At 33.4% G+C, this 15,820-nt stretch carries 13 protein-coding genes; 9 read left to right on the top strand and 4 right to left on the bottom strand.

What is annotated here, in order from left to right:
- Positions 1-100 precede the first annotated feature (100 nt).
- The 3 genes from ACERII_RS07055 to ACERII_RS07045 are packed head-to-tail and all read left to right on the top strand — an operon-like array spanning position 101 to position 3,707.
- Positions 101-2,416: a xanthine dehydrogenase family protein molybdopterin-binding subunit gene (locus tag ACERII_RS07055; protein ID WP_373641110.1), complete on the top strand. Its 2,316-nt coding sequence runs from the start codon at positions 101-103 to the stop codon at positions 2,414-2,416.
- Positions 2,416-3,249, top strand: a complete 834-nt coding sequence (locus ACERII_RS07050) for an FAD binding domain-containing protein (RefSeq protein ID WP_373641108.1) — start codon at positions 2,416-2,418, stop codon at positions 3,247-3,249. Before ACERII_RS07055 ends, ACERII_RS07050 begins: the two co-directional genes overlap by 1 nt.
- Positions 3,249-3,707: a (2Fe-2S)-binding protein gene (locus ACERII_RS07045; protein WP_373641106.1), complete on the top strand. Its 459-nt coding sequence runs from the start codon at positions 3,249-3,251 to the stop codon at positions 3,705-3,707. The genes ACERII_RS07050 and ACERII_RS07045 overlap by 1 nt, the downstream gene beginning before the upstream one ends.
- 151 nt (positions 3,708-3,858) lie before the next feature.
- On the opposite strand, the gene ACERII_RS07040 is transcribed toward ACERII_RS07045, so the two are convergent.
- A complete protein-coding gene (locus ACERII_RS07040; RefSeq protein WP_373641105.1) occupies positions 3,859-4,419 on the bottom strand; it encodes a GNAT family N-acetyltransferase in 561 nt (186 codons plus the stop codon).
- 392 nt (positions 4,420-4,811) lie between these two features.
- Between ACERII_RS07040 and ACERII_RS07035 the strand changes: the two genes are divergently transcribed.
- The 3 genes from ACERII_RS07035 (at position 4,812) to ACERII_RS07025 (ending at position 10,841) form a co-directional block, all read left to right on the top strand.
- Positions 4,812-5,978, top strand: a complete 1,167-nt coding sequence (locus ACERII_RS07035; protein WP_373641104.1) for an MFS transporter — start codon at positions 4,812-4,814, stop codon at positions 5,976-5,978.
- Positions 5,979-5,998: 20 nt separating this feature from the next.
- Positions 5,999-7,174, top strand: a complete 1,176-nt coding sequence (locus tag ACERII_RS07030; protein ID WP_373641103.1) for an MFS transporter — start codon at positions 5,999-6,001, stop codon at positions 7,172-7,174.
- 76 nt (positions 7,175-7,250) lie between these two features.
- Positions 7,251-10,841 (top strand): dynamin family protein, encoded by a 3,591-nt coding sequence (locus ACERII_RS07025; protein WP_373641102.1) that lies wholly within the window; start codon positions 7,251-7,253, stop codon positions 10,839-10,841.
- Between the two features lie 28 nt (positions 10,842-10,869).
- Here the strand turns inward: ACERII_RS07025 and ACERII_RS07020 are convergent, their stop codons facing one another.
- Together ACERII_RS07020 and ACERII_RS07015 are read right to left on the bottom strand one after the other, a co-directional pair.
- On the bottom strand, positions 10,870-11,052 hold the full coding sequence (locus ACERII_RS07020) for a hypothetical protein (protein WP_373641100.1): 183 nt from the start codon (positions 11,050-11,052) through the stop codon (positions 10,870-10,872).
- 159 nt (positions 11,053-11,211) lie between these two features.
- Positions 11,212-11,400 (bottom strand): hypothetical protein, encoded by a 189-nt coding sequence (locus ACERII_RS07015; protein WP_373641098.1) that lies wholly within the window; start codon positions 11,398-11,400, stop codon positions 11,212-11,214.
- Between the two features lie 114 nt (positions 11,401-11,514).
- On the opposite strand from ACERII_RS07015, the gene ACERII_RS07010 reads away from it, so the two are divergent.
- From ACERII_RS07010 to ACERII_RS07000, 3 genes are all read left to right on the top strand, one after another.
- Positions 11,515-12,696: a DUF2515 family protein gene (locus ACERII_RS07010; RefSeq protein ID WP_373641097.1), complete on the top strand. Its 1,182-nt coding sequence runs from the start codon at positions 11,515-11,517 to the stop codon at positions 12,694-12,696.
- 67 nt (positions 12,697-12,763) lie between these two features.
- Positions 12,764-13,429, top strand: coding sequence for an NAD(P)H-dependent oxidoreductase (locus tag ACERII_RS07005; RefSeq protein ID WP_373641136.1), 666 nt, complete (start codon positions 12,764-12,766; stop codon positions 13,427-13,429).
- A 77-nt stretch (positions 13,430-13,506) separates the two neighbouring features.
- Positions 13,507-14,337 carry an aldo/keto reductase gene (locus ACERII_RS07000; protein ID WP_373641095.1) on the top strand — a complete coding sequence of 277 codons (831 nt, stop codon included), beginning with the start codon at positions 13,507-13,509 and terminating at the stop codon, positions 14,335-14,337.
- 90 nt (positions 14,338-14,427) lie between these two features.
- Here the strand turns inward: ACERII_RS07000 and ACERII_RS06995 are convergent, their stop codons facing one another.
- Positions 14,428-15,360, bottom strand: coding sequence for a 3'-5' exonuclease (locus tag ACERII_RS06995; protein ID WP_373641094.1), 933 nt, complete (start codon positions 15,358-15,360; stop codon positions 14,428-14,430).
- Positions 15,361-15,820 lie beyond the last annotated feature (460 nt).

Here is a 15,820-nt window from a genome sequence, read left to right as displayed (position 1 = left end):
TTAAGATATTTCTATCATTTTTAAAAATTTCGAGAAAAAAGGGTTAATTGCCCTAGTTCCTTAATATATTTTTAAGAGCATCGTACGGGAGGGGAGTTATTTGAGTATAATTGGAAAAAGTGTAATACGACAGGAATCTTATGACAAGGTGACAGGAAGAGCGAAATATACAGCAGATTATTCTTCAAGATCTTTGTTCCATGCAAAAACGGTAATCTCTACTTTTGCACATGCAAAAATAAAGTCTATAGATACTAAAGAAGCTAGATCTGTTCGTGGGGTTCGAGCAATTTTGGCTGGAGAAGAATTTCCTCTAACGGGGGAAGAAATTCGTGATCGACCACCGATCGCTGTTGATAAAGTACGTTTTCATGGTGAGGTTGTTGCGTTAGTAGTCGCAGATAATCCAAAGGTAGCAAAGCAAGCAGCAAGTTTAATTAAAATAGAATATGATCCCTTGCCAGTTGTTAATTCTCCTAGTGAAGCTTTGGAAGAAAATGCTCCTCTTCTTCACAATGATGTTAGTAAATATGAGAAAGAAGAAGGGGTAAATCCTATTCCTAAATCTAACATCGCAAATCATGTGAAAATAAGAAAAGGTCAAAAAGAAAAGGGCTGGAGTGAAAGTGAAGTTACGCTGGAGGCAACTTTTGGATTTCCCCCATCAGATCACATTGCTATGGAAACAAGAGCCGTAACTGCAGAAATCCGTCCAAACGGATATGTATATATACAATCTTCATCTCAAGCCCCCTTCATGATAAAAAAGTTAATTAGTACGTATTTTGATATTGATGTAGGAAAAGTGGTTGTAAACACACCGCTCGTAGGTGGAGGATATGGAGGAAAGGCATCTGTTCAATTAGAAATACTTGCTTATTTAGCTTCGAAAGCAGTTGATGGAAGACCAGTTAAGATGGTAAATTCTCGTGAAGAAGATATGATTACCTCTCCAGGTCATGTAGGTCTAGAAGCCAAAATTAAACTTGGAAGTACTTCAGATGGTTGTTTAAAAGTAGCGGAAATTACGTATTTGTTTGATAGTGGTGCATACTCAGACAAAGCTGTTCACTTAAGCCGTGCAGGTGCAGTTGATTGCACGGGTCCTTATTGTATTGAAAATATTTGGTGTGATTCTTATAGTGTTTACACTAACCATCCTTATCCAGCTCCATACCGAGGGTTTGCACATACAGAAGTATTATTTGCTTTTGAGAGAGCAATGGATATGTTGTCAAATAAATTAGAAATGGATCCACTTGACCTGCGTATGAAAAATGCCATATTACCAGGGGATAGAACACCTACCCAAGTAAAGCTTAATCGAAGTACAGTGGGAGATGTTCCAGCTTGTATAGAACGATTACGGAAAATAATTGATTGGGACAAGGAGAAGGTAGTTAAAGTAAGCGATCATATTATTCGTGCAAAAGGTGTTTGTTGTGTTTGGAAAAACTCTACAATTCCAACTGATTCAAGTTCTGGTGCCATTTTAACTTTTAACGAAGACGGGAGTATTAATCTAATCTCAGGTGTCGTAGAAATAGGTACAGGTACAAAGACAGTTCTGGCCCAAATGGTAGCTGAAAAAATGGAAATGGATATAAAGAATATTCATGTGCAGATGAGAGTAGACACACAATCAACACCTGAACACTGGAAGACAGTTGCAAGTAGAGGAACGTTTTTAGCTGGTAGAGCAGTATTAGCTGCTGCGGATGATGCACTATGCCAATTAAAAGAAATTGCATCTGTAGTATTAAGGGCTGATGTAGATGATTTAGTTGTCGCCAATAGTCGCGTTTTTTTACGTGAAGAACCCGAGTTAGGAGTGCATTTTCGAGAGATAGCTTACGGATATGTTTATCCGAACGGGAATGCAATTGGAGGTCAAATTATTGGTAGGGGAACGTATATTCAACGAAATATGACCCATTTAGATCCAGAAACTGGTGCCGGAAAACCCGGTCCAGAATGGGCGGTAGGTGCTCAAGCTGTGGAAGTAGAATTTAACACTCGAGATTACACGTATAAAGTGATAAAAGCTGTCTCAGTTTTAGATATTGGAAAAGTTCTTAATTATAAAGGCGCGAGAGGGCAAGTAACTGGTGCAATGAGTATGGGATTAGCATTTGGAGCAAGAGAAGGCTTTGTTTTTGATGAACAGGCAAGGGTGTTAAACCCTCAATTGCGTACATATCGACCTGTACATTATGGGGAGCATCCAGAATATATAGTTGATTTTATTGAAACTCCCCATTTAGATTCTCCTTTTGGAGCAAGGGGTGTAGGGGAGCAAGGACTTTTAGGTATGCCAGCAGCATTGGCTAATTGTTTATCCATTGCCTCTGGAGTTTCTCTTCAACATTTGCCGTTAACCCCCGAATATATTTGGAGAAGAAAGGAGGGGTTATAATGCTTGCTTTCGATTTTGATTATTATAAGCCTTCATCGATGGAGGAAGCAGTAAATCAATTTAAAGTGTTAAAACGAACAGGGAAATCTCCCATGTATTTTTCTGGTGGAACAGAAATTATTACCCTTGGTAGATTAAATTATTTATATGCGGATTCAGTAATCGATATTAAAAGTATTCCAGAATGTTGTACGATGGACTTTGAACATGACAATTTATACTTGGGATCTGCCATAACATTAGCAGAAATAGAAGGTAGTGATATTTTCCCTTTATTATCAAAAGTAAGTAGTGAAGTTGGTGATCATACTTCTAGAACAAAAATCACATTAGGTGGAAATATATGTGGGGATATATTCTATCGAGAAGCTGTTTTACCTTTTTTGTTAGCTGATAGTGTGGTATTTATTGCAGAGGAAGATGGAATTCAAGCATATAACATCAATGAAATTTTCAATGAAGAGTTAAAGAAAAAAGAGGGAGATTTATTAGTTCAGGTTGTAACAGAGAAAAAATATGTAACAGCACCACACATTACAATCAAACGGCAAAAACAATGGGAGTCTGGGTACCCTGTTATCACTGCATCCGCATTAAAAATAAATAGCAACGTACGAGTTGCTATCAGTGGATTATGCCCGTTTCCTTTTCGTTCTAGAGAAATGGAAGAAACATTAAACAATCGATCTGTTTCCATAGATCAACGAATTAAATTAGCTATGACGAAATTACCAGAACCAATTTTATCAGATACAGAAGCATCAGATAAATATAGATTATTTGTGTTAAGTAACGTATTACACGATATTTTACAAGCATTGGAGGTGTCATAATGTCGTTACAATCTGTTATTCTCCATGTAAATGGGGAAGAGCAACAAGTGACTATCCGTCCTTCTGAAACACTTCTCTATGTTTTAAGAGAAAAATTGGGTTTAACAGGGTCTAAGCCTGGATGTTTAAACGGAGATTGTGGTGCATGTACTGTTACCATTGATAATATTCCTATGAAATCATGTCTCATGCTTGCCATTGAAGCGATTGATAAAGAGATCACTACAATTGAAGGATTAAAAGATACACCAATTCAAAGGGCTTTTGTTGAACATTTTGCTTTTCAATGCGGTTATTGTACTCCTGGTTTTATCATGAATAGTCATTCTCTTATACAAAATCATCCAGATGCAGATAACGGCATGATTAAGAACTGGTTGAAATCGAATATATGTAGGTGCACGGGATATGAGGAAATTGAAGCCGCTGTGAAGTCTGTGTTACATGAAAAAAAGTGATCTATTCATATAAATATAAGACCAAGGTTTTATTTCATTTACCTTGGTCTTTTTATAATGGTTCTAACGTGAAAATACGTAATTACAATTAGTGGTTAACTTATCTAGTATTTCTAACTTTGTTGGTTGTTCTCCATTCGTTTTTGACTGTTTAAGCTTCTTTTAAATGTTGTGCTTCTTCTGCAATTTGACCAACACGCATAGTATGGAGTGTATACTGGTCCTTTGATATTTCGAACAAGTTATACTCATACTTACCACTATTTATTTCAGAGAATAGTGGTTTGAACGATTCGTTTGCTAATGATACATAAGGTAATTTCTCTGCAGCTTTGTTTGATCGGATGTTTTCTTTGCGAATTTTCATAAAGATTCTCTCCATGTTTAACTCGTAAAAAAGCTCGTTAAAGAACGCTCCTTTTGCAATATTGTTGTAGCCTTTTCCATGGAACGGCTTCCCTATCCATGTTCCTAAAAAACCCGCATTATCTTCTATATCAAACAAATTGATCGTACCGATTGGTGCTCCCCATTCATCAAGAATAGTACGGGAAACAAGTTCACCACGGTCTTCTGCTTCTATTGTTTGTTTTGTTATAAACATAAATTCTTCATAAGAATTTGCCTTTTGACGCACAAAAGGGAAGACATCAGGGTGCACCATTAAATCGTAAAGAGCATGCGATTCATGAAGATCACGTTTTTTCAGCATTACTATCCCTCCAAATGAGGACAGACGAATAGACTCAATCCACCCTCGAAATTTTTAAATTTCAAAAATTTCGGGGTGGGAATCGAACCCACTAGAACCAGTAATACTGGTGGCGCACCATTTGCCTTCCCATAAATAATCATTGATTATTTAAGTTAAGTTATGTTGTTTTTGAAGTAAATTATTTTACTCACTTTTTGTATAATACTCGAAAATGTATAAAAAGGAAACTGTTTTTTTTTACTAATTTATATATTATTTTATGCAATCACTTACAAAATAGTATTAACTCTAAATTGGAAAAAAAGTATTAGTAAAATGCGTTTCACATTAAATAATAACGTTGTTATGTTAGAGTGAAATATAAATACAGAGTGGTTTGAGGTGTGTATATGGTTCGGATTAGTACATTTTATTTTACGTTGTTTTTTTCTTTTGCTGTAGTGATAATGTTTTTTCCACTTTATCTACAACATTTAGGTCTTAGCACAAGTCAAGTTGGAATAATTGTAGCGATGGGATCCGTCGTTTCTGTTATAGGCCAACCTATATGGGGGTATATAAGTGATAAACTTCATTCAATAAAAAAAGTATTACTAATAGTTATGATGGGTTCCTTGATTATGAGTTTCTTCTTATATTCAGTTAATACTTTTTTTACGATATTAATTATCTTTACATGTTTTATGTTTTTTATGACATCGTGTGGTCCTTTGACTGAGAGTATCGCAATCCGTTTTGCAGCGGAGAACAATAAAAATTATGGAGTAATGAGATCTTTTGGTGCCATTGGTACTGGAACATCCTCTCTTGTCTTAGGAACGTTACTAGGCGTTATTGGGATTCATTATTTAGGATGGATGTATGCATCCATTATGATGATAGCTATACCACTGGTGTTTTTATTACAAGATCCTATACAAGTGGAATCGAAAGAACCAATAACAATTAGTTCCGTGAAAAAATTAATGGGAAATAAGAAATATATATGGATGTTATTTATAAGTTTTCTTCTATTAATTACTCATAAAATGAATGATAGTTTATTTTCCATCTATTTAAGTGAATTAGGTGCTCGGGAAGCTGAGATTGGTAGAGCATGGATGGTGGCAACTTTTTCATCTGTTCCAGCATTTGCTTTAACAGGGTATTTGATAAAAAGGTGCCCTGAGATAATCCTGATTAGTATGGCAGGATTTCTATATGCATTACGTTGGTTTTTATATGGATACTGGGACGAACCTGTTGTACTAATCTATTTACAAATGATGCAAGGAGTAACATTCCCAATTCTTTTTGTATCAGCATTTTCTTACGTAACGAAGCTTATTCCAAAAGAGCTACTAGGAACAGGTCAGCTTTTATTTATTGCTTCCACAATGGGGTTAGGTGGTTTATTTGGGAGCGCAGGAGGCGGCTGGTACATGGAACACTTTTCTCCACAAGCAACCTATTACTTAGGGAGTTTCATTACGCTGGGAGGTGCCATGTTAGCTACAGCCACAATTTTTATTGTTCAAAGAAAGTCCAAACGTGAAAAAAGTAAAATACAAGAATAACATCCCATTAAGGAGTTGCTATGTTTAGAATTTGCTTTTTCTATTTCGTTTTATTTTCATCCTTCGCTGTTATACTCATGTTCGTTCCTTTGTACTTACAAGAATTAGGATTGAGTACAAGTCAAATCGGTTTCATTGTAGCAATGGGTTCAGTGGTATCCATTGTTAGTCAACCAATGTTTGGTTTCATAAGTGACAAAACCCAATCCAAAAGAAAGGTTTTATTCATCATTATTACTCTTTCCCTACTAATTAGTTTTGCGTTCTTTTCTGTACAAACATATCATGCACTATTATTTTGGTTTATACTATTTATGTTTTTTAGTAGGGCATCTGGTCCTTTAACAGAAAGCTTTACCATGCAGTTCGCATTAAAAAATAATAAAAACTATGGAGCGATGAGGGCATTTGGTGATATTGGTACTGGAACCGCAGCAATAGCAGTTGGAACACTAATTGGTTTAATTGGAATCCAATATGTTGGTTATATATACGCTGCTTTTATCTTATTAGCAATACCCATAGTGTTCTCCCTTCAAGAAGACAACCATAACCATGTTAAAAAACCTACACGATTTTCTTACATATCCATACAACAGTTACTAAAAAATAAACGATATATTAGCTTTGTTTTCATTTGTTTCATAATATTTATTTCACACAAAATGAATGATAGTTTATTTTCCATTTATTTAAGCAACTTAGGTGCCAATGAAGCTCAAATAGGGAAGGCGTGGATGTTAGCTACCTTTTCCTCTGTTCCAGTATTTGCTTTAACAGGGGTGCTGATTAAAAAGTACCATGAAATGTTATTAGTAAGTATTGCAAGTATTTTATATTGTGTTCGATGGTTTTTATACGGATTTTTCGACAATTCTGAAATACTTACATACTTGCAGTTAATGCAAGGAATAACGTTTCCCATTTTATTTGTAGCAGCATTTTCCTATATAACAAAAATTATCCCAAAAGAAGCGAGTGCCACAGGTCAACTTATTTTCATCGCAGCTACAATGGGAATTGGTGGATTAATTGGTAGTGCAGGAGGAGGTTGGTTAATGGATAAATATACACCACAGATAGCATATTTTACTGGAAGTTCCATTACTGTAGTTGGAACACTACTAGCCACTTTTTTATTAATGAGGTTAAAAACGAGTATCATAACGAAGAAAAACGTATCGAAAGCTTATTAAACAAAACAATTTACTTTTCTAACTATTTACACATTTGTTATAGTAGAAAGTATCAGGCTCAAGGATGGTGTAGACGATGAAAAGTGTAAAAGAAAAAGAACAGAAACAACAAGATATACCTTTTACAGAGGAAGAGATGTTTCGATTCAAAAAAATAGAAGAGAAAAAGGAGAAAACCTCCTTTGAAATAGCTTTTACTGGTCATTTTTCTTCGGGAAAATCAACAATAATTAATAATTTGTTAGGTGCAAGTATATTGCCTACAAGCCCTGTACCAACAAGTGCTAATATTATTAAGATTAAAAACGGAAATCTTGGTTTATCAATTAAGAAAAGTGATGGAGAACATTCGTGGAGCGGGGAAATACCTTGGGATAAGGTAAGAAAGTGGGGAATGAATGGAGAAGAAATTTCCAACCTTACAATCACTGCACCTTTATCATTTTTAGGAAACAGCTGCATGTTAGATACACCAGGTGTAGATTCCACAGATGAATCTCATGAAATGATGACAGTAGAGCAACTATACTCAACAGATGTCATTGTCTATGTTATGGATTATAACCATGTGCAGTCTGAAACAAACTTATACTTTTTGAAACAATTATCTAGTGAGAAAAAACCAATTTATATAATAGTAAATCAAGTAGATAAACATAATGAAGAAGAAATTACTTTACCAAAGTTCAAAGAGTCTATGGTTCATCTTTTTCATCAATGGGACATTCATTTTCAAAAAGTATTTTTCACTTCTATGAAAAACAGTAATCATCCATTAAATGAATATAGTCGATTTGAACGAGAATTAAAAGCGTTACTTTATAATGGGAAAGATTTATTAGAACCTTCTCAATTACAACTAGAAAAAGGCTTTTATATAACGGTGAAAAATCGAATGTACGTTGATGAACGTGATGAGATTGAACAAATTGAATTAAATATGAAAGAAAATAACATTGATGCAACATTATTACAAAAGCAACAAGAACTTTTAGTCAATTATAATAATCTCCAAAATTACGAAAGCGAAATTCGTCAATCCTTTGAGAGGGAGTTAGGCAGTTTATTTAAAAATGTTACTTTATTTCCTTATACTACGACTGAATTAACAAGAAATTGGTTGGAAAGTATTCAACCAAATTTTAAAGTTGGATTACTTTTTACAAAGAAAAAAACAGAAGAAGAGCAGGAAAAACGTTTACACAGTCTTATTCACGAACTTCAACAAAAAGTGAATACACAACTCCTTTTTCATGTTCAATCATTTTTTAACAAAATAGATCGATCGGAACTATCCAATAAAACGGAATTGGAACAAGCTATTACAAATATGACTTTTGAAGTAACTGCAGATTGGTTAAAAACACGAGTAAACGCGAATTTTGCAAGTAGGGATTATGTTTTTACGTTTACAAAAGAAATTACAGAAAGTATTGCTAAGGATATTCGGAAAAAAGCATCGAAGATAGTAACAATTCAAATAAATGGGATGAGATCTTATGTTGATAAGCAAATAAAGAAAATGGAAGAGAAATTAGAAACCTTAAACATTGTGGAGAAGTATAGGGAAGAAATGCAAAATGTCTCATCTAAATATAAAAAGTTCCGAGATGATTTAGATATTATTATCTCTCAATACCCTCCTGATCAATATTTTGAGGAACAGTTAAAAGTTACGGAGAAGAAGGATTATGTAGACACAAAGAATAGTGTACTAAATGATGTAGTAGTAGAATCAGAAAGTGTAATACAAACGGATTTCACCATACAAGAAAAGAAGAAGAAAGCTACTTTTAATGAAGAAGAAATAGTAAGTTTACTAAAAAAATATGAAGCTATCCTTTATGAAAATAAAGGAAGTTCCATACTTTCTGAAGAAAGAAATCAATTCATCCAACGAATGAAGCGCTACAAAGAGAAATCTTTTGTTATTTCATTATTTGGTGCATTTAGTGCAGGGAAATCTAGTTTTGCCAATGCATTATTAGGTGAAAACATCTTACCAGTTTCACCTAACCCTACTACCGCAACAATAAATACGGTAGAAAAATCTACAGAAACATATTCACACGGAACTGTGGTAGTAACAGTCAAAGCTGCTGATTTATTAAATAAGGAAATTATTTCTGTTGCAAATCAAATAGACGAATCAGTCACAATGGATAATATAAATAAATATAAACCAGATGTAAAGAAATATAGATCAAGTATACAAAAAACAAACGTACAATATTTGCTTACCTTGAAACAGAGCTTAGATGAAACCAACTGGATCCTTGGAAAAACGTTTACTGTATCCATTCAAGAACTAAGGGACTTAGTTGAAGAAACGAAAGCATGTTTAATAGAAAAGATAAATATTTATTATGATTGTCCGATTACAGAAAAAGGGGTCGTATTAGTAGATACTCCAGGTGTAAATTCAATTCATGGACGTCATACGAATGTTGCATTTCAACAGTTACGTTCTTCAGATGCTATCTTTTATTTAACATATTATAATCATGCTTTTTCAAAAGCAGATCAGTATTTTCTGCAACAGATGGGGAAAGTAAATGAAAGTTTTCAAAATGATAAATTATATTTTATAATTAATGCCGCAGACTTGGCAAACAGTGAAGGGGAATTAAGAGGGGTTAAAAAGCATGTGTATGACCAACTACAAAAAAATGGAGTGACTAACCCTCGCTTATTTCACTTATCAAGTAAACAAGGCTTAGAAGAGAAACAAGTAAATAACAACACAACGGATTCGTCCTTCTCTTACTTTGAAAAAACGTTTTATGAGCAAACCATAATGGAACTCAAAGAACTAAGTGCTGTTCTTCTTACACAACAAATGAAAGAGTACGTAGAGAAATTACAAGACAGTATTTCTTTTATGAATGAGGCTACAGAAGAACAAACGAAGAAACACGAAAAATTAATTTCTACAGTAGCTGCTGAATCGAAAAAGGTAGGAGATTTATCTCTTTCCTTTGTAAAGAGAGACTCCCAAAGAGAATTCGAACAAATGCTAACATACTTAGTGGAAAGAATGAAGTTTGTTTTTAATGATTACTTCTCTAGTGCAATTAATGTTGCTACTTTAACTAGTAATAGTAAAAAGGAGCTGTTTGAACAGTTTAAAAGTGGTATAAATGAATGGAAAATACAAGGAGAACAGTTCTTCAAACAAGAATTTGATGCGACGTGTATTCGATTAGAAGAGAATATGAGAAAAACAATAGCAGTGTGGATAGAAACGGAAGCGAAAGAAATAAAAAAATCATTACCTTTCATAAGTTATGATCGAAACATTGATATACCAGTAATATCAGTTGATGTTACGAATGTTTCATTTTTAATATCGATAGACAACTACAAAAATAAAGTTAAATCAAAGAAAGATCTTTTTGAGAATAGGACAGTAAAAGAAATAAAAGAGGAAATAATTGTAGAAATATTAGAATCTGCAACCAACCAAATCGAAGAACTCTCTATGCAAATGATAGAAAAGCTTAGTGAAAGTTTTGTATTGTTACAATCAACGTTGAAAGATAAGCTACTAACGGCTATTAGTAACGAAAAAACACGTTTTGAAGCAATGTTAGATGAGAAGGAGAAAAAGGTAATAGAAAAGGAATATGATCAATTAAATAAAATATTAGTAAAACAAATTTTATAAATTAAAGGATATCTCAAAAGTAAATGGTTTATTTTGAGATATCCTCTTTCATATGTCGTTTATACTCGCGGGTCTTCATCATATCGTAATGAGTAACCCTTGTGTATTCTTCATTTTTTATTTCTTCCTCTGTTGCACGTTCACTTAACTCCTCCTCATTGTAAATACCTGGGGCTAATGTAGGTTCCTCATCTTGTCTTTCTCTTATCATCTTTTTACTCCAAGAATTTTGTTATAATCGGTTCAGTTATCAAAGGAATAGGTGTGACATATATTCATATTTATTAGAAGGAGATCTTTCTTTAGTGACAATAATTTGAGGATGTCTCAAATGTTTTATTGAGACATCCTATTGTTGGAGGTACTAATATTAATGGTGGTTGTCGTTATTTTTCATTTGATCCATGACATTTTTAATTGGTTCCATCATATTATTCATATTGTTGGTATTTCTACCTTTCATCATGCTATAGGCAGCTGCCCCTATACCTAAACCAACTAACGATATCATAAGCCCATTTTTGTTGTTATTTTTTTTGTTCATCCCAAACATATTCATCTTTAAAAGCCCTCCTTTTTTGTTTGAAAACTTATGCCCCAAACATTATTTATAGTTAGTTTTTTTAAAGAGAATATGTGAGGGTAACATTTCCAAAGGAGGTGTAATTACCTTATGATTTTTAGGGAGGATAGAGGATTTATCAATAATACCCTGAAATACTCCAAATCTTTTTTAAATTTTTCAAAGAAAATGTACGATGAGCATGTATTTCAAAAATTTACTCCAAGAAAATGGGGTGAATTATCAATTAGTACAACTACATTGCATTCAATTGAAAGTGATATTAAGACTCAAATAGAAAATATTTCTTCGGCACTTCCTATTTATCCGGAAGAAAAACTAGTTATAGAGAAGATAAAATCCCTTACTATTGAGCGAAATAGTAACAATATTACGAGAACTGCTGCCTATTTGGAATTTTATATGGACCATGATGAAATTCATTGGGCTTTTTTAGCACATATGGTCTCAAGAAATGGTGGTTATAATATGACTGATTTAAAGGGTGAGGTAATAAGTAATTTTCTTAATGTAAAAGAAAAAATACATTTTTTTTTAATGCTTGAAAAAGCAAATGCTGCTATCTTTCATGATGCTTACACTCAATTGTTATTATATAAGGAAAGTATAAAACAAGGGAAAAGTTTTTTTTATCTTCTTCCAGCTTTTGGTGTGTCACGATTTATGATTCCGATATGGGAGAAATTTTACAACACAAAAAACTCACAGTTATTGACGGTAGGATTAATTATTAATGAACAACATTATTTAGAGAAAAGAGTTATGGAAAACAGTTTTTTTCAAAAAAGCGTATTTACATCTTGGAAATTTGAGCTGCAAGAATATTTTCACCTAACAAAGGTACTTTTTCCTTATTATAGAAAAAATAGAATTAGTTTAGCGGGAATGAACGTAAATAATTTTACTTCTGTGGAGGAACGGATTAAAGTAGGAAAAAAACTCTATGCCATTCTTTTCGGTATTCCAATCATATATGATGGCTGTAATAAATTTGCAAAATCAATTATTCATTCTGGTTCAAGGGAGGATTATTGTACCTATTTCACTGCAAACAAAGAAGAATCTGCAAAGTTATTTAGCCCTAAGTTAGTAAATGTATGGGAAAATCAACAACACTCTTTTCAAGCAGGGGATTGGTTAACAAGCGTGAGCGTCATGGAATTTTTCTCATCAGTTGAAACCCCAGCACGATTTGATCTAACAATAGATTATGAATTACAAATAAAACAATGGGTAGCTTTGAAAAAAGTTAGTGGCGAGATTTTTAGTTGATATTACGAATGAATTATGACAATATTAATGTGAATAATTTCACATAAAGAGGAGTATTAAAATGACTATTAGAAATAAGCAACAAGAATTATTAGCAGCATTTCGTTTTCGTCATGCTACAAAAGAATTTGATCCAAATAAAAAAATAAAAGATGAAGATTTTGAATTTATTTTAGAAACGGGTAGATTATCACCAAGTTCCATTGGTCTTGAGCCATGGAAGTTCCTTGTTATTCATGATCAGGAGCTTCGAAATAAACTCAGAAATGTCTCATGGGGAGCGCAAGGTCAACTTCTTACAGCGAGTCATTTCATAGTAATTCTTGCAAGAACGATAAAAGATGTAAAGTATGATTCTGATTATATAAAGAACCAAATGATTAATGTGAAGAAATTTCCAGAAGAGTTAATGGGAAAAATCCAAGAAAGATATAAAGCTTTTCAAGAGAGCGATCAGCAATTGTTAGATTCAGATAGAACAATTTTAGATTGGTCAATAAAACAAACTTATATTGCCCTGGCTAATATGATGACTGCAGCTGCGTTTATCGGTATCGATTCTTGTCCTATAGAAGGATATGAATACGATTCTGTTCATAACATTTTAGAAGAAGAAGGTTTGTTAGAAGAGGGCCACTTAGATGTAGCTGTTATGGTAGCTTTTGGTTATCGTGCGAAAGAACCTAGACCAAAGACAAGAAAAGACAAACAAGAAATTATCCAATGGGTTTAAGGCTCCAACCTTGCTTAACAGAAATATTCTATGTAAAAATATACAAGTAGTCATTATTTTATATGGAGGAATTTAAAATGGTGAAAAGCTTGCAAGATACAACAACATTACATAATGGAGTAAAAATGCCATGGTTTGGTTTGGGAGTATTTAAAGTACAAGATGGCTCTGAAGCTGTGAAAGCTATAAAATCTGCGGTTAAAGCAGGGTACCGCAGCATTGACACAGCTGCTATTTATCGAAACGAAGAAGGTGTAGGTCAAGGAATTAAAGAATGTGAAGCTAGCAGAGAAGAATTGTTTGTTACATCGAAGGTTTGGAATGCAGATCAAGGTTATGAAACAACGTTAGCTGCGTTTGAAGAAACAATGAAAAAATTGGATTTAGAGTATCTAGATTTGTACTTAGTGCATTGGCCAGTAAAAGGGAAGTACAAAGATACTTGGAGGGCACTAGAAAAATTATATAAAGATGGTCGTGTAAAAGCAATTGGTGTAAGTAATTTTCATGCTCATCATTTAGAAGACTTATTAGAGGATGCGGAAATTGTTCCAATGGTAAATCAAGTAGAATATCATCCACATCTTACACAAAAGGAGTTACATTCGTTTTGTAAACAGAAAGGAATTCAACTTGAAGCTTGGTCTCCACTAAAGCAAGGAGAACTATTAACTGATGAAACATTAGTGGAAATTGCTAAAAAACATGGAAAGTCTTCTGCACAAGTGATTTTACGCTGGGATTTACAGAACGAAATAGTAACAATCCCAAAATCAGTAAAGGAAGAACGGATTATTCAAAATGCAAATATTTTTGACTTTGAGTTAACAAATGACGAAATGGATCGCATTAATGGGTTAAATAAAAATGAACGATTAGGTCCAGATCCAGACAATTTTAACTTTTAATAATATAACTATGAGGTTTTCCCACTTATGAGGGAACCTCTTTTTTGTAATGTTCTTTTTATATACTCATATATGTATGAAGGAGGACTACTAGCCTCTCTTCTGTAAGACGTGCTTAATTGGTAACACGATTGATTCATCTAAAATCATTATTTTTGACGAATGATGAAAGTGTTCATCATACGCAACGAGTAATTCATGGTAAAATTCTAGTAAGAGTTGAATTGAATCCACATTTTCTTTCCAAAATAAACCTGAACGGTTAATAAGAATATTTTCATATTTTTTAACCATTCTTCTCGTTTGTTTTATCATTTTCATAGCATCTTTCATCCGGTACATCTCGTTAAATTGATCAAGAAAACATAACATATCATTTTGAAAACAATCTTTTATTGTTTTGTTAATTTCCGATCTATTAGAAGGAACTTCCTCCATAATAAACTGTTTAAGCATAATTTTTTCTGTTTTTTCAGGTTCATGTAAAAAATGTAAATAAATTCGAAGAGTGTTATATGCATCATACATAGGATTATGTTGCTCACCAATAAAAGAAAGTCCATATAACTGAAGTGCATTTTCTACGGATGGATTATTTTTCGAGACTCTTTTTGTAAAAATAGCTTGAAAATCAATATATCGTTTTTCCATCTTTTTAATTGTTGTTAAGGGAATATTGTGGTTGTTAGCATCAATTTTTAATCTAGTAAGATCACTAGACGACCAAGAAAAAAAACGTGAGCGTTTTACTCCACCAATCCATTTTAAAAACTCTTGGAAAACAAAAGAAAAATCGTTTGCATTCTTTAGATCTTTATCTGTAATTCCAGTTAATTCTTTACAAAATGAGGATAAAGGCTTTTTATTTAATGGTTTAATATATTGATCAAAATATTCAATTGTTTCCGATTCCAAATCATATTTCACAGCACCAAGACGAATAGCTTCCATTTTGTCGATAGGCATACCGTAGTTTGAACACAACATTTCAAAATCAAAAAAGATATATTGTTTTACAGTCATATCGTTCCTCCTTTCCATCAAGACATTATATAGTAGATGCGCCCAAAAAGAAAGAGTCCATTATATTCCAAGATTCTTAGATTGATCTAGTATAGTAAATAGATAATGATAAATTGCAAAATAGTAGACATCCCTGAATGTAAAAAAATTACACCATGGCGGATGAAAATACGTTAATAGATGCTTTAGTAACAACAAGTGTATATGGAATGAGCGCAAGTCCACGAACTCCAGTGGCAAGTAGAGTAGAGGCGAGACACCGCAGAACGGAGGCAGGATGGCGACATGACGCCGTTGCCCACAGGATGCGGGCATGTACTTAGGCGGAATTCTTCGAGGAGGCTCGGCAACTCCCCACGGAAAGGAGTGGACTGAAGCGAATGGAATACAAACCAACAAAGTTAGAATTACTAGATAATCTGATACACGTATTTTCAAGGTAGACACCATGAAAAGGCCA

Source organism: Evansella sp. AB-rgal1, from assembly GCF_041820985.1.
GTDB lineage: Bacteria > Bacillota > Bacilli > Bacillales > Salisediminibacteriaceae > Evansella.
Note: the sequence above shows the minus strand (reverse complement) of the source record. Positions and strands in the feature narration are given on the sequence as shown.